Genomic DNA, 21,913 nt, shown 5'->3' on the forward strand with positions numbered 1-21,913 from the left:
TTACCGAACCGACGGAGTATTGACAGTGATTCAACCAGGCAACGTATTCAAGGACAACCTCGCACAACTGCCTTCCATTGATGGCGTCGCGCGCATCGATCTGATCGACGGCAACGGTGCCGTGGTAGCCAGCATCGAAAACAAGCCGGGCAAGCAGGGTTCACTGGCCGTGTACCAGTATCTGCAGCAAAGCTTCGGCACGCTCGACGCCAAAGCAGCCGAACATGGCCTCGCGGTGTTCGCCGAACACACGGTCGACGCGCGCAATCGTCCGGGAGCCCATCCGAACGTCGATATTCTGCTCGCTATTGCGGGCGGCGGTGAAGCGTTGCGTATCGACGTCGTCGCTGCGGCCTGAACGCAATTCGTCTCGGCCGGTACGTCCCAACCCAAGCCTTTTCACTAGCCAGAGCCAAGCGATGAAAACGGTCACTGAAGGCGCCAAAGGATATAGACGGCTCATCCCATCGATGACGGCCCTGGTTGAATTCGAGGCGGTCGCTCGCCTCGGCAGCTTTACGGTGGCGGCGAACGAACTGGGCGTCACCCAGGCTGCCGTGAGCAGGCAGGTGAAGTTCCTTGAAGAGGCGCTGGGTGTTCGCCTGTTCCATCGCCTGCATCGTGCCATCAAGTTGACGAGCGAAGGCGAGGCGCTGTATCTCGTGGTGGCGGAATCGATGCAGCGGATTGCCGGCGCGTTTGACCGGATTTCGGGCGGAAGCGAAGACCAGGAACTGGTGCTCGGAACGACTGCGGCCTTTTCACACTTTCGTGTGTTGCCACAACTACCCGCACTCAAGCGCATGCAGCCCCGGCTGAAACTGCGTTTGACCACGCTGATGTTCACGGCGGATCTGCGCCATAACGAGGTGGACATCGCTGTCCGCTACGGCAGTGGGAAATGGCAAGACGGAAAGTCGTCGTTGCTGTTCAACGAGGAGGTTTTTCCGGTCTGCTCGCCTGCGTGGCTGCTTGCCAACGGTTCTCCACAATCGCTCATGGATATCGCGAAGGCATCGCTGATTGAATCTGACTCGACATCCGAGGGCTGGATGGACTGGGAAGAATGGTTTCAGGCAGTGGGGGTGCAACCGCCCAGGTTGAACTTTGCACTCCGATGCAGTCTCTACACGGACGCAATTCAGGCCGCGATTCAGGGGCAAGGCATTGCGCTCGGCTGGCACAGGTTGCTGCACGATCTGCTCAAGGCGGGAGAACTAGTCCGTCTCACCGATACGTCCGTCAAGGTCAGCGACGCGTATTTTGCGGTTATTCCTCATGGTCGGGCGGTCACCCCGATCACAGCCAGTATGATCGACTGGCTGCGTGGAGAGGTGGGGACCAGCTGACGCCGGCACCGCATTCAACGCGGCTGCGGAGCGGTCAGCAATGCTTCGCATAACCTGTAGTAATGCGAGAGTGAGAATAAAGCACGTTGACGCCCCTTTTCGGCTCTTCAATACTGGACTGACAGCGGAGGTTCGGCTGCAGAACGCCAGTCCAACATGAGGGCCACACGATGTCTGACGTAAAGCTCAAAACACACGGTGAACTGTTGCGTGGTCGCCAGCAAGGCCACGGCATGCCCGGTGAGCTGTTTGGGCGCCAGGACGTGTTCGAGACGGACGTCGAGGTGTTTTTTCACAAGCACTGGATTCTCGTCGGCGTCACTGCCGACGTGCCCGAAGCGGGTGACGTCTCGACCGTGGACATTGGGAAAGCTTCCATTCTCATCGTTCGCGATGACGACGAGAACATCCGGGCCTACCGAAACGTTTGCAGACACCGGGGCGCGCGCCTCAAGGACTCCGGCAAATCCACGGTTGGCATGCTCGTCTGTCCTTATCACCAGTGGACCTACGACCTCGACGGCAGCCTGAAGCACACCACCCATATGGGCGCCGATTTCGACCGCTCGTGCCGTAGCCTGATGCCGGTGAAGACACGTATCGTGGGCACGCATGTTTTCGTGTGTCTATCGGACGATACGCCCGACGATATCGCCGTTCTCGAAGAGACGATGGCTCCCCGGTTTGCGCCCTATAGCCTGACGCACTCCAAAATCGCGCACGAGACTGAAATCGTCGAGAACGGAAACTGGAAACTCGTGATAGAAAACAACCGCGAATGCTATCACTGCAGCGCAACGCATCCCGAGCTGACCGCCTCGTTTCTTCCCGAAGACTTTGGATTCTGCCCGCAGGACTTGAGCGAAGAGTCGCGGCTCGCGCTCGACGCCTACTATGCACGCAATGCTGCGAGCGTTTCGAGCTGGGAACAGGACGGACTCCTCTGCAGTGCAGTTGAAAAACTGGCGCCGGAGACGGTCACGGGTTTCCGGACGCAGCGTCTCGTCATCGCGGGCAACGGTGAATCGCAAACCATGGACACCAAGGTCGCGAGCACCCGGCTATTTGCCGACATGCAGCGCCGCGACCTCGGCGACGTGCATATGTGGACTCACAATTCGTGGACCCACGTGATGAGCGACCATGCGGTCGTTTCGTACATTATTCCGCTTGCACCGGACAAAACGCTGGTGCGTACGAAATGGCTGGTCCATCAGGACGCTGTGGAAGGTGTCGATTACGACCTGAACAAGCTGACCGAAGTATGGGTTGCAACGAACACTCAGGACGCCAGGCTCGTTTCAATCAACTACCGCGGCACGCAGGACCCTGCCTATATACCGGGACCGTTTTCACCCTTCACGGAGGCCTATCTGGAACTGTTCTCGCAGTGGTACGCGGCCAGGTTGATCGCGCACGGCCTCTGAGTGGATCGCCATGATACTGACTGACTGCCCTGTCGACGCGCCCTCGGTGAGCGCTTTCGCGGATTCGCTGAGCGATGCAGCAACGTGGGAGCGCGCGGCGGCTCAATGGCCCAGCACCGAGAAAAGGGCATTGGTCTGTTGTCGCACTATCGACGAAACACACGATGTCAAAACCTTCGTGTTTAGCGTTGGAAACGGCGTTCCGTTCAGCTTCGAGCCGGGGCAATTCATTACGATTTCCGTCGATTGCATGGGCCAGACGCTCACGCGGTGTTACACGATCTCTTCGCCGCCGACGCGACCGTACACCTTGTGCATCTCGGTCAAGCGCGTACCGGGAGGGACCGTATCGAACTGGCTGCATGACAATTTTCGCCCAGGAGACACCCTGCAGGCGTATGGTCCTTCGGGCGTGTTTACGCCGTCGGCGCATCCAGCCACGCGGTCGCTGTACTTGTCCGCGGGCTCAGGCATCACACCGCTCATGTCAATGACGCGCGCGGGTCACGACCTGGGCCTCGATCGTGACGTCGTGTTTTTGCACAGCGCAAGAACACAGGAAGACATCATCTTTCGCAGCGAATTGTCTCGACTCGCTGCTTCAGCGAACCGGCTCAGGGTTGTTCACCTCTGCGAGGCAGTGGGCCGAGAGGGCGACTGGAAAGGGCCGGTGGGAAGACTTTCACTCGAGTTACTCGAGGAGGTTGTGCCGGACTTCAGAGAGCGCGAAGTATTCACCTGCGGACCCGCTGGCTACATGAAATCGGTCAGAGGACTCCTGATCGAAGGCGGACACGACCCGGCCCGCTATCACCAGGAAAGTTTCGACATCAGCGCCAGCAGTGCCGAAGGCGGCGTCACAGCCATTGCGGCGTTGTCCGGCGGCGCGACGCTTGAAAGTGGGGATTCGTTCAGCGTGCGACTCGCCCGTTCCGGCAAGACCTTCACGATGGTCAGCACCGGGACGGTCCTTGCTGCCGCGCGCAAAGCGGGCGTGCCCGTGCCGTCTTCGTGCGGGCAGGGCCTGTGCGGGACCTGTAAGACCGCGGTTCTGGAGGGAGACGTCGATATGCAGCATAACGGCGGAATACGGCAACGCGAAATCGACAAGGGTCTGCGCCTGCTTTGCTGCAGCCGTCCCAAATCGGACCTCGTATTGGACCTGTAGGTGGCTTCAGTCCGCCGATTCACGTGCCACCGGGGGACCGATCGCTCGCCGCCGCGCCTGCAGCTCTAGTGATGCGCGGGCGCGGGGCGCCGTGAGAACAGCGCGGAGACCTCGATTTCCTCGCCGATTTCCGGCCAAAGCAGGCGCCGGCGGTCCATGGAGATAGCGAAATGCGCACGCTGCGCCGAGGTGGCCGTCTGCAGGCTGGGAAACCTGTCCAGTGAAAACCGCACGGCGCGACCGTCGGACAGGTCGAGAAACAGATGTCTGCTGTTGAAATGCACACTTACCACGGCGCAACCCATGACCGTCTCCTGGCTAGGGTAAAGGCAAACAATAGCTCGACGTGAAGTGCCGCACAAGAAAAAATGCAAATCGACGGTCTGCAGAATTACGTCGCACGGGCACGCATTGGCGTGTTCAGGAGCACCCTGGCGGAAAGCCAGATTCCAGCAATCGAAATCAACATGCCGCCAGCCTGGGCCGGCGGGGGTGTCGTGTGCTTATACAGACAAATGTATAGGATACCGAATAGCGTTTCGAGGATGACGAGTTGGCCAACCAGTCCCATGGGCAAGGCGTGTGAGGCGCGGTTGAACAGCGCCGTGGCAAGCCAGGACGTTCCGACGCCAAGCGTCATCGTGACCAGCCCGAACAAAGGCCAGTCTTGCTGGATGTGACGAACAAGGACCGGACCCCGGTCGCCGCACAGGTGTGCGATAACCATCATCAGGCAGAACAACAAGGTGGCGACGCCCACTGCACAGGACCAATGTGCGCTCGTCACCGGTGGATTGTTCTGCAAGAACCGCGCATTCGATAACGCGTACCACGTCCAGATGCACACCGATAGCAGCGCCGCGGCCGTGCCAGCCCAGGTTAGCCTGGCGTTCCCGTCAAGCGCCCTCGACTGCACCGCCAGTACGACGATCAGACCCACCGTGACCAGCAAGAACGGGAGCGCAAGGCGACGCCACGTCGCGGCAGGCAGATGCCTGCTGCCTGCCACCGAGATGCTGATCGGCAAGAGCCCGATGATCGGAATGACAACCTCTGGTCCGGTGCTCTGGATCGCGAAGCTGACGAGGATCGAAACTGCAACGTTTCCGGACAAGCCATAAAAGGCGGCACGCGCCCAGCGTGCTGGCCCGAGGCGCCGGTGCCGGTACCGGGCGAAGAGGATCACCGCGGACACGATTCCGTAAGACAAATAACGCCCCGCAGTAATCTCGACTGGGGAATAGGCGGCCAGCACCAAAGGCGCAATCAACGAAATGGCCCACAGCCCCGTTGCAGCAACCATGGAGCCGATCGGGCCAGGGGAAGACAGTAATTTTCCCGCGAACCCTCTGTTATCGCTCATTGGCTCACGCGGGAACGTCCAACGTCGTCACGGTTTTTGGCAGCCGGTACACCAACAGCACCAGGCAACCGGTTAGCGACGTCGCGGTATGCAAAGCACCGGCCTCCCTGATGCAGTTGTGCCCCTTCGCATAGCGCTGCGTCTGATCTGCGAATTCCCCTTCGAGAACGTAGATCTCCTCCAGCATCTCGTGAGCGTGGACATCGGCAAACGCACCGGGTGCCACTTTCATCAGAACCGTCGATTCGCCGGTGTTCTTATTGCAGAACAAGGTCACGATATCGAACCCCGGCGTATCCGATGGCTGCCACGGTAGCTGGGCCGGATCGACAAACGACGATCCGGCCGTGTCCTCATTGAAGGGCATATGAGCCTCGGTCATGGGCGTACCTCCGCCTGGTACTACTGGACCATGCGCGGTGCGCCGACCTTTTCAGCGTTCGGATCCAGTCCATGCTCTTTCAGAATACGGGCAATGTCGCCGGACTGATGAAGTGCCTCGATATCGGCGGACAGCGCGTCTCCCAAGGCCTGGTTTGTCTTGGTGAACGGAAATGCAGTCTGGCCCGGCTGAATCGTAGCGGGCACGCGCGGGTCAGGCTTGACGACGCCGATTTTCATCGACTTGTAGCCTCCCTTCTTCTGGTCATAGACGGCTACCGCATAGCTGTCCGTCCCGACGTCAATACGTCCGGCCGCCAGATCCTGCGCCATCGCCACGGGATTCGGGTAGATGGTCAGGCTGCTTCCAAACACCTTTTGCAAATCGCCCGTCCACAGATACCCTGCGACGGCGCCGACGCGCTTACCCTGCATGCCGGCCACCGTATCGATGCCCGAGCCCGAGATCACGCCCATCTGATCAAGGTACATCGGAGCGGCTAACCCGAGTACCTTGGCCCGATCCGCGGTGCGATACCAGTCACCCATGCCAATGTCGGCTTTACCCGAGACCACCGACTGAATGACGGCGGCAGCATCGACGTTCGCGAACGAGAGCGTCAGGCACTCTTTGGCCGCGATGAGCCTGAGGATCGCACCGTCAACCCCATTGACCTCGTTGGCGCTGACCGGAATGGAGTAGGGCGGAAAGTCCCAGGTTGCGACGGATAGCGTGCCCGGAGTGATGGTCGGGAACTTGTGCGCCGGCGTACAGCTCCCCGCCGCCTGCGCGCCAGTCGCAAAGCCCATCAGTGACACGGTGTAGAAAAGCACAGCAAGACGCTTCAACGACGTTTTCATGGTCTATCCTCACGTGGCAAATTGAATGGCAGGTGCAAATCAGGGTGAAAATACCAATGCACTATCGAACCGCATGCCGTCCTAGCCTGCGCTCCAGCGCAGACACCGCTAACGTCGAGGGGACGCAGATGACGGCAAACAGCAAGCCGGCGAGTATCAGCACGGGCATGTACTCGAATGTCGATGAGCCGATATTCGACGCTCTGCTGACCAGTTCAGGAAGGGCGATCGTGAAACAGAGCGAAGTCGCCTGAAGCATCATGATCGAGAAGCCAAGCAACGACGGCAACGCCACCCGCATGCCTTGGGGAATGATGACGTAGCGCAATGCGTCAGGGCCGTTCAGACCGATGACGAGCGCCGCTTCCTTCTGCCCATACGGCACGGCCTCGAAACCGGCACGGATCATTTCACTCGTATAGGCGCCGGTGCAGCACGCCAGTGCGACGCAGGCGGAAGCGAATGAACTCAACGTCAACCCTGCGGCAGGCAAGCCGAAATAGAAGAATTGCAGCAGGATCAGCGCGGGCGCACCCCGTCCCACTTCTACAAAAACCAGTGCGAAGGTACGAATCGGACGCGAATGCGTGGACACCATCAGTGCCAGTAGCAATCCTAACGGAATGCCGACCGCCAGGGTGACCGCCGTGACTTCCAGCGAAATCCGATAACCGTCGAGAAGATCGGGTAGCCAGCCTTTCCATTGTTCGAGGAGATGGTTCATCGTGACACCCTTGAACGAAGGTGAACGTCTGCCCAACGTGAAGCCCATGCGACCGGAAGACTCAAGGCGATGTACAACACCGCGGCGGCGCCATAAACACTCAGTCCCTGGAAGGTTGCCTGGGACACGTGATACGCCTGAAATGCCAGTTCGCCGACGCCAATCGTCGAGGCCACCGCAGAATCCTTGAGCAGTCCAATCAGATAGGTGGCCGCGGTCGGCATCGCGATCCGGATCAACTGCGGAAACACGACGTCGCGGAACTGCTGGGCGCGTGTCAGGTTGAGGACCTTCGCGGCCTCGTATTGCCCGGGATGAATGGCGGTGAGCGCACCGCGATAAATCTCGGACATATTGGCCGCCGTCACCACGCCAAGGCCGAGCGCCGCCGCGACAAACGGGCTCATCGAAAACAGGTCGTTGCCGATGCCGAAAAACACGAAGAACAGCCAGACGATCGGAGGAATCGAGCGGCACACCACCACGATTGCGGTCGCCACGCCGCGCAGCACGAAATTTCTGGAAAGCCGCATCGCACACAGCGGCAGGCCGAGAATCGATCCAAGGGCAAAGGTTGAAAGCGTCAACGCGATAGTCCAGGGGACGCCCTTCAGGATCGCTGAAAGATCGATCATCATTATCTGTCCCTCACGGCACTGAGAAATTTGGCGGCCCGCTCTGTCCTGGGACGGCGCATGACCTCTTCACTCTCACCCTGCTCGAGAATCCGACCGTCGGCCATGATGATGACCCGGTCGGACACGCTCTCGGCAAAGTGCATCTCGTGAGTTACGACAATCATGGTCATGCCCGAGGTCGCCAGTTCTTTCATCACGGTCAGCACTTCGAGTCCAAGTTCCGGGTCGAGCGCGGATGTCGGTTCGTCGAAGAGCATGATCTCCGGTTCGAGTGCCAAGGCGCGCGCGATCGCAATCCGTTGTTGCTGGCCTCCCGAGCACCGCGCGGGAAACTGTGACGCCTTGTTCGCGAGGCCGACCCTGTCCAGCAGTTCGAGGGAGCGCTCGTCCGCTTCCTTGCGGCTGCGGCCCATGGTCCTTTCCTGGGCGAGGCTGACATTTCGCAGAACGGAAAGATGCGGAAACAGATTGAACGACTGGAACACCATGCCGATGCGTCGACGTAACGTCACCAGCTCGCGACGGGACGGCGCATGCCCGGCTTCGATTGTCACGTCGTCAATCGTGACCCGGCCTTCCGTGGGCGGTTCCAGCTGGTTGATACAGCGCAGCAGCGTGCTCTTCCCGGACCCGCTCGGCCCGATGATGGCGATCACTTCGCCGGTTTGCATCTGGAAACTGACGTCCTCGAGAACGCGGTGTGCCCCGAATACCTTGCCAACACGATCGACGCATAACATCGGCGCTCCGGATTTCGAAGTGCGATCCGGAGCGGGTCCTGATTCAAGAAAGGGGGATGTGATGCTGTTCATGAGGCTCTCTCCGTCAACCCGTTCCAAAAGCTGCTTTTGATCGAACGATTCACCGAACACCGACCAACCGTTACGCGTCGTGAGTCACCATTCGTGCCTTGAACTCATCAACTTGTCGAGGATTCTGTCCAGCATGGTCCTTTCCTGATCGCTCAGCGCCTTCAGCATCAGCGTCTGGCGATCCACCGCGACCGGCTTCACTTTCGCGTAAAGGCGCCGCCCCTCTTCGTTGAGGATGAGCAGGCTCTCCCGGCGATCGTGAGCATTGGTCTTTCTCTTGATCATCTTGCGTGCAACGAGACCGTTCACGGCCCGGCTGATGCTGTTCTTCGGACGCCCCGTCACATCGCAGATATTCTTGGCAACCATCGATCCATACGACGCGAGGCAACTTAGTACGTTGAATTCGTCCCGTCCAACGTCGAACTCCTGCGACATCACCGCGAATATGGGCTCGCAGTAGCAGTTCGCCCACAACGTCAGGCGCCACATATCGCTGAGCGGCCCCTTGCGCACGACCTTGTCGAATACATCGTCGGCTAGCGATTGCGCGTCGCCGTCGCTGTCCGCATCTTTCTCCGCGAGAGCCGTGCCTTTGGTGTTCAATTCCATGTCGTGCTCCATCCCTACGTGTGCTATCGGGCAACAGGTTGGGCGTCCGGATGCAAACTCGCAAACATCCATTCGGCGAACATCAGGTCCAGATGGCCGCCGCCGCCGCTCTTGAACAGCGTGATTTCGTGTTCGCCTCGACGCCCTTCAACGGTGTGTCCACAGAGATCGAACAGGTCTCCACGGATGTGCGAAGCTTCTATCACGCCCGCCTCGAGTGGCTGAACGATGTCGCCGCAGTTTTCCATCACGAGCGCGCGATGGTCCACGTAGACGCTTGCCTTGAGCACGGCCGCGTCGTCGGCTTCGCGCATGTGCGGTGTATAGCCGCCCACCAGATCCACGTGGGTTCCGGGTGTCAGCCACTCGCCTTTGAGCAGCGGTTCGGTTGCACCGGTCGCGCAGACGATGATGTCCGCTTGGCGTACGCTGCGTTCCAGCGCTTCGCAAAGCCGGACTTCGGCTGACAGCGCGAGCCGGTCGACGAGCGATGCTGCGCGCCCCTGATCGCGGTTCCAGACCTCGACTCGCTGCAGCGAAGGAAATTCGTCGCACATGACTTTCAGATGAACCGGTGCCTGCGAGCCGGCCCCGATCATCAGCAATCGCTCAGGTTTGCGCGGCGCAAGGAATCGTGCGGCAAGTGCCGAGTCCGCGGCCGTTTTGAAACGCGTGAAACTATTGCCTACGATAAAGCACTTGATACTTGCATCAGCGGCATCGCACAGCATGATTGCCGAATGAATCGTGTCCGCTTCGCTTCCCGATCGATCCTTGTTGTCGGGCGAGACGGTCACGAACTTCATGCCCAAGCCGCCGTCCATCCGCGCACCGACCCAAACCAGTGCTTCGGCGTCCGGCCTGGATGTCCGGCTCATCCGGGCATGGACCCGCGCCGCGGGAATGTGGTGCTGCAGATGTCCTCTGGCTAACGCGTCCACCATTTGCGCGGAGGGTGTCACGCTTAGCACTGCATCGGAGTCGATCAACAACGGGAGTCGGTTCGCGCGCATCGTCTGGACTCAGAGATTCAGATCGTTCAAAAGCGGGCAGCGTGAAAGAACGACGGCACCCGTCGGAGTGATCAGAACCTGCTCTTCGAGTTTCACGCCTTCTTTGCCGCCTTGTGCGCCAATGTAGCTCTCGACCGATACGATCATGTTTTCCTGAAACACGCCGTCATATCCCCACGCGTCGAAATCGACCGCGTACGCCACGCTGGGATATTCGTCCACCAGTCCGACGCCGTGCAGCATCATCATGTAGCGGTTGTGGACGTATTGATCTCGTACCGGCCAGCACCGTTCGGCAAATTCCCGGAACGACATGCCGGCTTTCAGCAGACCGACGTTGTGCGCAATCTGGTCGGCCGCAAAGCCGAGCAGATCGCGCTGGTTCCCGGTCACGGCTTTTCCCGGACAGATGAAACTGCGCGAGATATCCGACAGCGAGCCGCCCGGTCCGACCATATCCGTATCGAAGGCGACCATATCGCCAGCCTCGATCACCCGATTCGATGTGTCCTGAAACCACGGGTTGGTGCGTTGGCCCGACGTGAGCAAGCGGGACTCCGCGTACTCGCCTCCATGTGCGATGTTGGTTGCGTGAAACACGCTCCAGAGCTGATTTTCAGTGATGCCCGGTGTGAGCGCTTCGCGCATTCTTGCGATGCCCAGATCGCACACGCCCATCGACACGCGATGTTGTTCGATCTCTTCCGGTCCCTTGATGACGCGCGCCTGTTCGGTCAAAGGCTGCGCATCGAAAAGCGCTATTCCAAGGCGTGTGAGCCGCTCTGCGCCCCAGGGGTCACAGCGATCGACTGCGAGCCGGCGGTTCCCAGACCCATACGTGTGGACGATATCCGCCACTTCCTTCGCCCACAGCTCGGCTTTTTCCTCGACCCGGGGGCCCGCGAGGAAATAGATCCACGGCGTGGCCGGACGGATTTCGTCGATCGATTCGATCCCTTCGCTGTTGTGCCGGCTACTCGTGAAGTCGAACAGGATCACCGGTCCGTCAGTCGCGACGAACACATAGCGGCTGGGAGAATGCATGACCCACAGGCCCAGATTATTCGTATCGGTGGCGTAACGGATGTTGAGCGGATCGGCTAGCAGCATGCCGGCATAGTCGTGAGCACGGAGTTGATCGCGCAGGCGTGCTAGCCGGAACGCCCGCATCGACTTGCGGTCTATTGCCTCGAACTCGCGAATCAATGCAGCATCGATCGTCCCAGCCCGATAGCCGAGAACCGCGTCATCGGTCCGGTAGGCAGGCTGCGATCCTGATCCCCGAAGAGGGAGATCGGCGATTCGATTGGCAGTGCTCATTTCGGCTCCTTAACGTTCTGCGGTTGTGGGGAACTGCGAACGCGCGAAAGAAGGCATCCAAGGCAATTTCAGATTAGTACCATCTGGAACCAACTGTCAACGCGACAAAAATAATGTTTACCCGCGTTCCTGACGCAGACTCATGCAGCATCCACTTCATACATGAGCGCGGATCACGCGCACTGAAAAACGGCGAAGACCGTGCGATCGTTCGCCGCTTTCATCTCGCTCAGACTGAGCGCGCGTCCCCGTCAAAGATCTTTGACGAGCCGCAGTGCGTCGTAAATGGCCGCATGCGTGTTTCGCGCCGACACGGCGTCGCCGATTCTGAAAAGCTGAAAGAGTCCATCGGGATTCTTCTCTTCGGCTTGTGCCTTACCGTCGATCAGATCGTCGTAGTTCACGGCGCCCAGGTTCCTGGAGAGGGGTTTCAGATCGAAGTACAACTCGTCCATCGGAATCGTTCCGTGGTTGACGATGATCTGATCGTGACGTTGTTCGTTGCGGACACCGCCGTAATCGCTTCCAATCACAGCGACCAGTTCCTGGCCTTCGCGGCGCACGGCTTCTAGCCGGTAGGTCACCGTGAACGTCGTCTTCAGCTTTTGCAGGGTGCGCATATACGGCACGAGGTTCATGCTCATGACCTCGGGCGAGAAGGCGCGATCCGGCGTCATGACCTCGACGCGGCCGCCCGCCTGGGCGACTGTTTCGGCCGCTTGCAGCGCGGCATGATCGCCCGCGTCGTCGAAGATCAGGACGTTCGCGCCAGGCTTGATATCCCCTGAAATGATGTCCCACGAAGAGACGACATGTTCGTTGCCTTCGCTCAGGACGTCCGTGTGCGGCATGCCGCCTGTCGCGACGATCACGACATCGGGGTTTTCCGCCCTCACGGTATCGGCATCGGCCCACGTGTTGAAGGAGAATCGCACGCCGAGCCGTTCACACTGCGACATGCGCCAGTCGATGATGCCCATCATCTCTTTCCGACGCTCGCTCTGTGCAGTCAGGCGAATCTGGCCGCCGGGGTCGTTCATCGCTTCGAGCACATGGACGTCGTGGCCACGCTCTCCTGCAACCCGGGCTGCCTCCAGGCCCGCGGGTCCGGCTCCCACGATGACGATCTTGCGCTTCGTGCTGGCCGGCGCAATCGTATGAGGCATGGTCAGCTCGCGCCCGGTCGCGGCATTGTGGATACAGTAAGCCGCGCCGCCCTGATAAATGCGGTCGAGACAGTAGTTCGCGCCTACACACGGCCGGATATCGTCTTCGCGGCGCTCGATGATCTTCCTGACGATATGCGGATCGGTCATGTGTGCCCGGGTCATGCCGACCATGTCGATCTTGCGCGACTCGATGGCGTAGCGTGCTGTCGCCACGTCCTGGATGCGCGCTGCGTGAAAGGTGGGGAAGCCCGTCGCCTCCCGGATCTCACCGGCGAAATCCAGATGAGGCGCGCTTTTCATGCCCATGATTGGGATGATGTCGGTGAGCCCTGCATCGGTCTCGAGGTGACCGCGAATCACATTCAGATAATCCACCAGACCACTTTTCGCCAGGCGCTTGGAAATCTCGATGCCTTCTGCTTTGGTAATGCCGCCTGCGATCATTTCGTCAGCGGTATAGCGAAGTCCGAGCAGGAAGCGATCGCCGACCCGCTCGCGGATTGCGCGCAAGACGTCGAACGTGAAGCGCAGACGGTTGTCGAGCGAACCACCATAGGGCGAATCGAGGGTGTTGGTGAGAGGCGACCAGAACTGATCCATCAGGTGACCGTACGATTCGATTTCGAGGCCGTCGAGCCCGGCGGCCTTCATACGCTCAGCCGCATCGGCGAAATCGCGGATGATGCGGTCGATATCCCAGTCCTCGATCTTCTTTGGAAAAGCCCGGTGCGCAGGCTCGCGTGCATGCGACGGCGACACGGCGGGCAGCCAGTCTCCCTTGTCCCAGCGGGTGCGCCGCCCGAGGTGCGTGAGCTGGATCATGACCTTCGCGCCGTGCTCGTGACATTCGTCGACCAGATCCTTCATCCAGGGAACGACTTCATCCTTGTAGGCCAGGATGTTGTTGAAAACCGGTGGGCTGTCCTTCGAGACGGCCGCCGATCCGGCCGTCATCGTCAGCGCGATGCCGGCCTTCGCCCGCTCGACGTGATAGGCACGGTAAGCCTCCTTGGGCATACCGTCCTCGGCGTACGCGGGCTCATGCGATGTCGTCATGATTCGATTGCGGAAAGTGAGGTGCTTGACCGTGTAAGGCTGAAGCAGCGGATCAGTAGACATGAAAGTGCCTCTTGTCGCGGGTGGGGGACATCCAGACTGCAGGGGGTAACTGAAGATTAAAACCACTGTACACAGGTGTCAAGTGGGTAGACATTGATGTACACTTTGCACATGGAAGCGCCAGGTAGCGCGGGCAGCGCGTGATCGCGGCACAATTCCGTATGGCTCGCGCCTACGCCGGACTCGCAAAAAGGAAATCTTTCTCATGGACCAAACCGTCGACGCCGTACGCGGCTCGGTTGAGATGTGGCTCGATGCCGCCTATGAGAGCCTACTGGAAGGAGGCGTGGAATCGGTTCGCATTCTGCCTCTGGCAAAGAAGCTCAATCTGTCCAGAACCAGTTTTTACTGGTTCTTCACTGACCGCGAAGAATTGTTGGCCGCGCTGCTGAGCCGCTGGAAATCAACCAACACCGGCAACTGGATCAAGCGGGCCGAGGCGTATGCGGACAGCGTATGCGAAGCGGTACTGAACGTTTTCGACTGCTGGTTCGACGACACGCTGTTCGACGCGCGGTTCGAAGCTGCCATCCGGAGTTGGGCCCAGCAGTCGCCGGACATCGCTCGCGAGGCGGCCGACGACGACGAGCGACGGGTCGCCGCGCTAACCGACCTGTTCAGGCGCTTCGACTACGCACCGCTTGCGGCCGATGTCCGCGCGCGCGCCATGTATTTCACGCAACTGGGCTACGTGTCGACTCAGCCCAATGAAGATATGGCGGTGCGCATGTCGCGGATCGCCGAATATGTCGAGGTGTTTACCAGCGTGCGGCCTGAGGAGCGAGAGCTACAGCGGTTCTTCGCCCGGCGCAATCTGGGTGCGTCCTGATAGCGAAGCTCGGGCATCAGCGAGTGGGTGTTCTGCTGCTTCGCCCGTCGCGCTAGGGAAGGGTTATTCAACCGGGTTCGAACAGGCAATCGTGTCGCCATGTCGCGCCCGCTTTGGCTGGAGTTGCGAAAACCATGATCAAGCTCGGCGTTCTCGGCGTGGGAGATCTCACCGACAAGATGATTCGAGGCTTGAGTCGTAGCGGTAGCGTCGCCACGCAAATCTTTCTCTCGCCGAGGAATCACGACAAGGCCGCTGCGCTTGCAAGCGATCTCCAATGCACCGCAATGTCGAGCAACCAGGACGTCGTGGAGGCTGCGGATGTCGTGCTCATCGGCGTACGTCCGGCACATCTCGTGGAGCTCGCACAGCAGGTCACCTTGAAACCGTCCCAGCCATTGATCTCTGTCGCGGGTGGCGTTTCGACGGCGGATTTGCGTCGACTATTTGGCGAACGCGACTGTAGCCGGGCCATGCTGTCTTACGCATCCGAGATCAATCGTTCGACAGTTGCGGTCTATCCCGCTGCCTCGCTGGCAGCGCAGTTGCTCGCTCCGCTGGGAACCGTCGTGCTGCTAGCGACGGAGCGCGAATTCGAACTGGCAACCGTCAGTGCGTGTATGAACGGATGGTTCTACTTCCTGGTTCACGAACTCCAACAATGGATGACCGAGAAGGGCGTGTCATCGGAACAGGCACGAGCGCTGGTGTTCAGCAGTGTCGAAGACTGCGTTGCTTATTCGCGGCACAAGGCAGCGACACCGATCGACGAGCTGGGACGTTCCATCGCAACGCCGGGAACCTACACAGCCGCAGGACTCGAAGCATTGGCGCAACAGGGTGGCTACACGGCATGGAGAGCCGCCTGTGACACTGTGTTCAAGATGCTTGTTCAGGAACAGCAGTAAAGCACGCTGAGTCAACCCGGCATCCTGACGCACGGCGCGCGCGGGAACTCCGACGATGAGTCTTCCTTGTACTGATACTTCTTCCTGCGCCCTCGAGAGTGCGCAAATAATTCTACTGTTCGATCAAGGCCCGAGGTCTCTCAACATGGCTTCTCCGGTGCGTGGATTCGTCAGGGTGACGTTTTCGAGTGCCTTGATTCGCCATTCACCAACCTGCCGGGTCAGCACGGCAAGGATAAGCGTATCGACAGCGTGTGGTCCCGCCGGATGAGCCGCGCCGACCGTGAGCCGGCTCCAGAAATGCAGGACAGCCGCGTCGTCGCAGATCGCAACTACGTCGATTAGCTCATTCTTCAAGATGGAATCGCTGTAGATGGTTGCGTGGATGGGCGCATGCAGCTTGATAATTGCCTCGACACCGCGCACGTAGTGACCGAACCGATTCACGAAGGTCGCATCCTCGTGGAACAGCGCACCGAGGGATGCCATGTCGTGGCAATTCCAGGCGACCTCAAACGCGTGAAGCGCGTCTTCAGGTTGTGTGATTTGCATCATGCGGATTCTCACGTGTGTTTACTTTGGGATGCTCAATATCTGAATTTGGGCGGCTGCAGTCATACGGTTGAAGCGGCGCACCCGGCCACTATCTGTCTCGTCCAGCCTATGAGACGCGAGCAATGTGATGATTATTGTCGATGATCTGGCTGACCATGCAGATTAACCGTTTGTGACTGTGCTCGCCCGACATGCCTCCTTCCTACGATCAGTCGCCCTCTCGGAGTTGCGCTTCGCTTCACTCACTGTGATCAACGTGTGATGGAACTTGCACCCACAAGAGCGCGCCCATGCCAAACGCACTCCATTTGATGCGTTTTTGATGTGTTTCATGGCACCGCGGGACCTCAGCAAAGCGTTATGCTTGGCGTACTGACGGAGGCGGAGACACCATGAACCACAACGACATTGGCGCAAGCGCAAGACGGGACAACTGGTATCGTGAGCAGGATTGTTCGCTCGATGATTTCCTGGCTGTTTTGCAGGCGCGCCCGGAAGATGGGAATCTGCGGTTTGCCACCGAAATACGTCAGCACATTCCGGTCTACGATTGCCGCGAACTCGATCACGACCTCAACGACCCGCCCCGCCGCCTTGATCTGCAGACCGAGTGGGCGCAGGTGCTGAACCATGGCGCGGGCGTTCTGGTGTTGGCGAATGCCTTCGCGGATACCACGCCGATCGACGAAGCGACGCAGGTTTTCGAAGCCATCATTCGTGACGAACGGGAAGCCGGCACCGCTGTGGGCGACCATTTCGCCAAGCCCGGCGCCAATAGCCGGATCTGGAACGCGCAGGAGAAGTTGTGCCTGCGCGCCCCCGCCGTGTTCGCCCGCTATTACGCCAATGCCGCCCTGGTCGCTGCAGCCGAGGCATGGCTGGGCCCGTACTTTCAGGTTACCTCGCAGGTCAACGTGGTCCGGCCGGGCGGGGCCGCGCAGCAGGCACACCGGGATTATCACCTCGGCTTTCAAAGCGCGGCTCAGGCCGAACGATACCCGGCGCACGTCCATACGATGTCGCCGTTTCTTACGCTGCAGGGCGCGGTCGTGCACAGCGATATGCCCGTCGAGAGCGGGCCGACCAAACTGTTACCGTTTTCGCAGCGATACGCCGCAGGCTATCTTGCCTGGCGTCGCGAGGATTTCCGCGCGCACTTCGAAAGCCACTATGTGCAACTGGCTCTGAAGAAAGGCGACGCGCTTTTCTTCAACCCGGCGCTGTTTCATGCTGCCGGTTCGAACCAGACCGCGTCGATCCAGCGTATGGCCAATCTGTTGCAGATTTCATCGGCCTATGGCCGTGCGATGGAGTCGTTGAATCGGGCAGGGATGTGCGAGGCGGTGTATCCGGTGCTGCAGCAGGCACTCGACTCACGGCAGATGACGGCGGTCGAGGTCGATGCCGTGATCGCATCATGTGCCGAGGGCTATCCATTTCCCACCAATCTCGACCTCGACCCGCCAGTCGGCGGCCTTGCGCCCGAGAGCCAGCAAGAACGCTTCCGGCGTGCGCTCCGGGAATCGTGGACTCCTGAGCAATTCATCGACTCGCTGCGTCGACAGGAGGCGCGGCGCGAAGCTTAGAGGCGTGCCGCGCTTTCGCAACAGCTTGATGCACAATGCGGAGGACTGTCCTGCGGCCGCGTAGCCGCCGGCGAGCGAGCACGTTCCAAAGGAGACAAAACGATGCAGTCCATTTCGATGCTGATCAACGGCGCCCAGGTTCAGGCGAGTAACGGCGCCACGTTCGAACGCCGCAATCCCCTCGACGGCGAGGTCGCGACACGTGCGCCGGCCGCGACTGTGGCTGATGCCGTTGCGGCCGTCGACGCGGCCGCTGCGGCTTTTCCCGCCTGGTCGGCGATGGGGCCCGGCGAGCGCCGCGCACTGCTGATGAAAGCCGCGCACGCGCTCGAAGCGCGCGGCGAAGATTTTGCCAGGACGATGGCCGCGGAAACCGGCGCCTCCGGAATGTGGGCGGGTTTCAATGTGCACCTCGCCGCAGGCGGTCTGCTCGAAGCCGCCGCGCTGACGACGCAGATCAGCGGCGAAGTGATTCCCTCGGACGTACCGGGCAGCCTCGCGATGGGAGTGCGTCAGGCGGCGGGCGTGGTGCTCGGCAATGGCGCCGTGGAATGCGCCGGTGATCCTCGCAGTACGCGCAATCGCGTTGCCGCTGGCATGCGGTAACACGGTGGTGCTCAAAGGTTCAGAAGTCTGTCCCGCCACCCACGGATTGATTGTCGAAGTGCTGCAGGAAGGCGGCTTGCCGAAGGGCGTGGTTAACTTCGTGACGAATGCTCCCGCTGATGCAGGGGCCGTGGTCGAGGCAATGATTGCGCATCCTAAGGTACGGCGCGTCAACTTCACGGGCTCGACGCACGTCGGCAGGATTATCGCTGCGACGTGCGCGCGTTATTTGAAGCCGGCCGTGCTCGAACTGGGCGGCAAGGCACCCTTGATTGTCCTCGACGATGCGGATCTTGACGCGGCGGTCAACGCCGCGGCCTTCGGCGCATTCGCCAACTCGGGGCAGATCTGCATGTCGACCGAGCGCACCATCGTCGACGAGCGCATTGCCGATGCGTTCGTGGCGCAACTGGCCGTCAAGGCGCGAGGCTTGCCGCTGGGCGATCCGCGCACGGGTCCGGTGGTACTCGGCTCGGTTGTCGATATGAGCACGGTCGAGCGCTGCAACGCGCTGATCGACGACGCGTTGGCCAAAGGCGCGACACGGGTGTGCGGCGGTATGGCCGATAGCACGCTGATGCCGGCAACGCTGCTGGATCACGTTACGCCCGCCATGCGGATTTATGCGGAGGAATCGTTTGGAGCGGTGAAGGGTATCGTGCGGGTCGACGGCGAAGAAGCGGCGCTAGCCAGCGCGAACGACAACGAATACGGTTTGTCGTCTGCCGTTTTCAGCCGCGACGTGGCGCGCGCAATGAATCTCGCGAGACGCATCGAATCGGGCATCTGCCATGTCAACGGCCCGACCGTGCATGACGAAGCGCAGATGCCGTTTGGCGGGGTGAAGAACAGTGGCTTCGGACGCTTCGGCGGTCAGGCGGGAATCGCCGAATTCACCGATCTGCGCTGGATCACGGTGCAGACGACCCCACGCCATTATCCGTTCTGACGTGATGCGCGGTATTGCGCCGCCGTCGCTTGGAGTACTAAGCGTTAGCGGATCGCTAAAAACGTAGATGGAAGCACATACGGGCAGCACGCGGCATCGCGCCGAAGCGGACCTTCGAGGCGCCGGTCACGCGGTGTGTCCCGCGTGACCGGCGAGATCGTGTTACGTCAGACGCCGCCCATGCACAGATACTTGATGACGACATAGTCGTCGATACCGTAGTGCGAGCCCTCGCGGCCGAGACCGGACTGCTTGACGCCGCCGAATGGGGCGACTTCATTGGAGATGAGTCCGGTGTTGATGCCGACCATGCCGTATTCGAGTGCTTCGGCGACGCGCCACACGCGGCCGATATCGCGGCTGTAGAAGTAGGACGCGAGGCCGAACTCGGTATCGTTGGCGAGCGCGATCACTTCCTCGTCCGATGAGAAGCGGAACAGCGGCGCGAGCGGGCCGAAGGTTTCGTCGCGCGCGATCTTCATGGCGGGCGTGACGTCGGCGAGCACGGTGGGCTCGAAGAAGCCATGACCGAGCGCGTGACGCTTGCCGCCGGTGACGAGGCGCGCACCCTTGGCGAGTGCGTCTTCGATATGAGACTCGACCTTGAGCACGGCGGCTTCGTTGATGAGCGGGCCTTGGGTGACGCCATCATCGGTGCCGCGGCCGACCTTCAGCTGTTCGACGGCATCGCGCAGTTTGGCGGTGAAGGCATCGTAGACCTTGTCATGCACATAGAAGCGATTGGTGCAGACGCAGGTCTGGCCGCTATTGCGATACTTGGAGGCGATGGCACCGGCGACGGCGGCGTCGAGATCGGCGTCTTCGAAGACGATGAAGGGCGCGTTGCCGCCGAGTTCGAGGGAGACTTTCTTGACGGTGGGTGCGCATTGCGCCATCAGGAGACGGCCGACGGCGGTCGAACCCGTGAACGACAGTTTGCGCACGATCGGGTTGCTGGTCATTTCGCTGCCGATGGCTTTCGGGTCACCGGTGACGACGCTGAAGATACCGGCGGGCACACCGGCGCGTTCGGCTAGCACGGCGAGCGCGAGTGCGGAGAATGGCGTGGCTTCGGCGGGTTTGACGACGATGGGGCAACCGGCGGCGAGAGCGGGGCCGACTTTGCGGGTAATCATCGCCGCGGGGAAGTTCCACGGGGTGACGGCTGCGCAGACGCCGATGGGTTCTTTGGTGACGACGATGCGTTTATCGGATGCCGGCGTGGGGATGGTATCGCCGTAAACGCGTTTGGCTTCTTCGGCGAACCATTCGAGGAAGGAGGCGGCGTAGAGGATTTCGCCTTTGGCTTCGGAGAGGGGTTTGCCTTGCTCGGTGGTGAGTATCAGCGCGAGGTCGTCGGCGTTTTCGAGCATCAGGTCGTGCCAGGCACGGAGGATGGTCGAACGTTGCTTGGCGGTCTTTTTGCGCCATTCTGGCCAGGCGGCGTTGGCGGCATCGATCGCACGGCGAGTTTCGGATGGGCCCATTCGGGGGATTTTGCCGAGGGTTTCGCCGGTGGCCGGGTTTCGGACTTCAAAGGTTGTTTCGTCATCCGAATTTTGCCATTGGCCTGCAATGTAGGCCTTCGTTTTGAATAGCGATGGGTCTTTTAGTGAAGTTTGGGGCATGTTTTTTTCCAAAGAAGTTAGAGCTGCGCTGGCTTTTGTCTGGTGGTTTTTTTGTGGTTTTGGTCTGTTTGGTTTTTGTTGTGTTATTGGGCTTGTTGCCTGCGGCACCTTGGTTTGTTGCTGTTCCTGCGGTGTTGGCCTTTCCTTGCTTTGTTTTCGGTCTATTAGCTTCGCCCCTGTGCGGGGCAGCACTCACTTTCTTTGCCGCCGCAAAGAAAGTAAGCAAAGAAAGCGGGCTCACACCGCCAGCTTTTAGCGAGTCATCTCTCTCTTGAACCGGAAACGGCCCAAGACGAGACGTGCCCTCGCAACACATCCTCTAGTGACAAAGCACTCATCCGTTCCAGCGTCGCGCTGCGCGCCCCGCCGCAGGGCACAACACCTTGTGCAATCTCCACAGGATACCTAATATTATTTTCCTGTTGCACCTCAGCAAACCACGGCTTCGCAGGCAAACCACGGCTTCGCAGGCAACGAGACCTTCCCAGGCAAACCACGGTTTCCCTGGCAGACCCATCCGCGACGCACGAAGTGCGGAGTGGGGTGGATGAGTGCTTTGTCACTGGTGTGTGTGGTGCGAGGGCGGGTCTTGTTTTGGGCCGTTTCCGGTTCACAACAGAGATGGACACCTAAGCACTGGCGGTTTGAGCCCGCTTTCTTTGCTTACTTTCTTTGCGGCGGCAAAGAAAGTGAGTGCTGCCCCGCACAGGGGCGAAGCTAATAGACCGATAACAAAGCAAGGAAAGGCCAACAGGGCAGGAACAACGACAAACCAAGTCACCGCAGGCAACCAGACCAAAAACCAAAAACCAAAAACCAAAAACCAAAAACCAAAAACCAAAAACCAAAAACCAAAAACCAAAAACCAAAAACCAAAAACCAAAAACCAAAAACCA

The 21,913-nt window shown here is 60.0% G+C and carries 21 protein-coding genes and 1 pseudogene; 8 read left to right on the forward strand and 14 right to left on the reverse strand.

Annotation, left to right across the window (positions count from 1 at the left end):
* Positions 1-25 precede the first annotated feature (25 nt).
* The 4 genes from P3T43_RS26970 to P3T43_RS26985 all read left to right on the forward strand — a co-directional run bounded on the left by P3T43_RS26970 (position 26) and on the right by P3T43_RS26985 (position 3,944).
* Positions 26-358 (forward strand): DUF2322 family protein, encoded by a 333-nt coding sequence (locus P3T43_RS26970; RefSeq protein ID WP_429284056.1) that lies wholly within the window; start codon positions 26-28, stop codon positions 356-358.
* A 61-nt stretch (positions 359-419) separates the two neighbouring features.
* Positions 420-1,349, forward strand: a complete 930-nt coding sequence (locus tag P3T43_RS26975; RefSeq protein WP_429284057.1) for a LysR substrate-binding domain-containing protein — start codon at positions 420-422, stop codon at positions 1,347-1,349.
* 170 nt (positions 1,350-1,519) lie between these two features.
* Entirely contained in the window at positions 1,520-2,776 is a 1,257-nt protein-coding gene (locus P3T43_RS26980) for an aromatic ring-hydroxylating oxygenase subunit alpha (RefSeq protein ID WP_429284058.1), read from the forward strand.
* Positions 2,777-2,786: 10 nt separating this feature from the next.
* On the forward strand, positions 2,787-3,944 hold the full coding sequence (locus P3T43_RS26985) for a 2Fe-2S iron-sulfur cluster-binding protein (protein WP_429284059.1): 1,158 nt from the start codon (positions 2,787-2,789) through the stop codon (positions 3,942-3,944).
* A gap of 65 nt (positions 3,945-4,009) precedes the next feature.
* On the opposite strand, the gene P3T43_RS26990 is transcribed toward P3T43_RS26985, so the two are convergent.
* From P3T43_RS26990 to P3T43_RS27040, 11 genes are all read right to left on the reverse strand, one after another.
* A complete protein-coding gene (locus P3T43_RS26990; RefSeq protein ID WP_429284060.1) occupies positions 4,010-4,249 on the reverse strand; it encodes a DUF2442 domain-containing protein in 240 nt (79 codons plus the stop codon).
* Positions 4,250-4,335: 86 nt separating this feature from the next.
* Positions 4,336-5,247 (reverse strand): DMT family transporter, encoded by a 912-nt coding sequence (locus tag P3T43_RS26995; protein ID WP_429284061.1) that lies wholly within the window; start codon positions 5,245-5,247, stop codon positions 4,336-4,338.
* A gap of 64 nt (positions 5,248-5,311) precedes the next feature.
* Positions 5,312-5,689, reverse strand: a complete 378-nt coding sequence (locus P3T43_RS27000) for a cupin domain-containing protein (protein WP_429284062.1) — start codon at positions 5,687-5,689, stop codon at positions 5,312-5,314.
* Between the two features lie 20 nt (positions 5,690-5,709).
* Positions 5,710-6,549: a substrate-binding periplasmic protein gene (locus P3T43_RS27005; protein WP_429284063.1), complete on the reverse strand. Its 840-nt coding sequence runs from the start codon at positions 6,547-6,549 to the stop codon at positions 5,710-5,712.
* A 61-nt stretch (positions 6,550-6,610) separates the two neighbouring features.
* On the reverse strand, positions 6,611-7,273 hold the full coding sequence (locus P3T43_RS27010) for an amino acid ABC transporter permease (RefSeq protein WP_429284064.1): 663 nt from the start codon (positions 7,271-7,273) through the stop codon (positions 6,611-6,613).
* On the reverse strand, positions 7,270-7,908 hold the full coding sequence (locus P3T43_RS27015; protein WP_429284065.1) for an amino acid ABC transporter permease: 639 nt from the start codon (positions 7,906-7,908) through the stop codon (positions 7,270-7,272). The genes P3T43_RS27010 and P3T43_RS27015 overlap by 4 nt, the downstream gene beginning before the upstream one ends.
* 2 nt (positions 7,909-7,910) lie before the next feature.
* Positions 7,911-8,651, reverse strand: a complete 741-nt coding sequence (locus P3T43_RS27020) for an amino acid ABC transporter ATP-binding protein (protein ID WP_429284081.1) — start codon at positions 8,649-8,651, stop codon at positions 7,911-7,913.
* Between the two features lie 156 nt (positions 8,652-8,807).
* Positions 8,808-9,335 carry a MarR family winged helix-turn-helix transcriptional regulator gene (locus tag P3T43_RS27025; RefSeq protein ID WP_429284066.1) on the reverse strand — a complete coding sequence of 176 codons (528 nt, stop codon included), beginning with the start codon at positions 9,333-9,335 and terminating at the stop codon, positions 8,808-8,810.
* A 23-nt stretch (positions 9,336-9,358) separates the two neighbouring features.
* Positions 9,359-10,348 carry an ornithine cyclodeaminase family protein gene (locus P3T43_RS27030; RefSeq protein ID WP_429284067.1) on the reverse strand — a complete coding sequence of 330 codons (990 nt, stop codon included), beginning with the start codon at positions 10,346-10,348 and terminating at the stop codon, positions 9,359-9,361.
* Between the two features lie 9 nt (positions 10,349-10,357).
* On the reverse strand, positions 10,358-11,668 hold the full coding sequence (locus P3T43_RS27035; RefSeq protein ID WP_429284068.1) for a M24 family metallopeptidase: 1,311 nt from the start codon (positions 11,666-11,668) through the stop codon (positions 10,358-10,360).
* A 251-nt stretch (positions 11,669-11,919) separates the two neighbouring features.
* On the reverse strand, positions 11,920-13,956 hold the full coding sequence (locus P3T43_RS27040) for an FAD-dependent oxidoreductase (protein WP_429284069.1): 2,037 nt from the start codon (positions 13,954-13,956) through the stop codon (positions 11,920-11,922).
* Positions 13,957-14,200: 244 nt separating this feature from the next.
* On the opposite strand from P3T43_RS27040, the gene P3T43_RS27045 reads away from it, so the two are divergent.
* The gene (locus P3T43_RS27045; RefSeq protein ID WP_429284070.1) at positions 14,201-14,785 is read left to right on the forward strand and encodes a TetR/AcrR family transcriptional regulator; all 585 of its coding nucleotides are present in this window, start codon (positions 14,201-14,203) and stop codon (positions 14,783-14,785) included.
* 134 nt (positions 14,786-14,919) lie between these two features.
* The gene (locus P3T43_RS27050) at positions 14,920-15,693 is read left to right on the forward strand and encodes an NAD(P)-binding domain-containing protein (RefSeq protein WP_429284071.1); all 774 of its coding nucleotides are present in this window, start codon (positions 14,920-14,922) and stop codon (positions 15,691-15,693) included.
* Between the two features lie 123 nt (positions 15,694-15,816).
* On the opposite strand, the gene P3T43_RS27055 is transcribed toward P3T43_RS27050, so the two are convergent.
* Positions 15,817-16,260 carry a YybH family protein gene (locus P3T43_RS27055; protein WP_429284072.1) on the reverse strand — a complete coding sequence of 148 codons (444 nt, stop codon included), beginning with the start codon at positions 16,258-16,260 and terminating at the stop codon, positions 15,817-15,819.
* Between the two features lie 380 nt (positions 16,261-16,640).
* Here P3T43_RS27055 and P3T43_RS27060 point away from each other — a divergent pair, with 380 nt between their 5' ends.
* Both P3T43_RS27060 and P3T43_RS27065 read left to right on the forward strand, forming a co-directional pair.
* Entirely contained in the window at positions 16,641-17,834 is a 1,194-nt protein-coding gene (locus P3T43_RS27060) for a phytanoyl-CoA dioxygenase family protein (protein WP_429284073.1), read from the forward strand.
* 102 nt (positions 17,835-17,936) lie between these two features.
* Positions 17,937-19,389: pseudogene (locus P3T43_RS27065) on the forward strand (aldehyde dehydrogenase).
* A gap of 167 nt (positions 19,390-19,556) precedes the next feature.
* Here the strand turns inward: P3T43_RS27065 and P3T43_RS27070 are convergent.
* Positions 19,557-21,017: an NAD-dependent succinate-semialdehyde dehydrogenase gene (locus P3T43_RS27070; RefSeq protein WP_429284082.1), complete on the reverse strand. Its 1,461-nt coding sequence runs from the start codon at positions 21,015-21,017 to the stop codon at positions 19,557-19,559.
* Between the two features lie 610 nt (positions 21,018-21,627).
* The coding region (locus P3T43_RS27075; protein WP_429284074.1) for a hypothetical protein at positions 21,628-21,913 on the reverse strand (286 nt) is incomplete at its 5' end.

The organism is Paraburkholderia sp. GAS41 (assembly GCF_050436545.1).
Classification (GTDB): Bacteria; Pseudomonadota; Gammaproteobacteria; order Burkholderiales; family Burkholderiaceae; genus Paraburkholderia.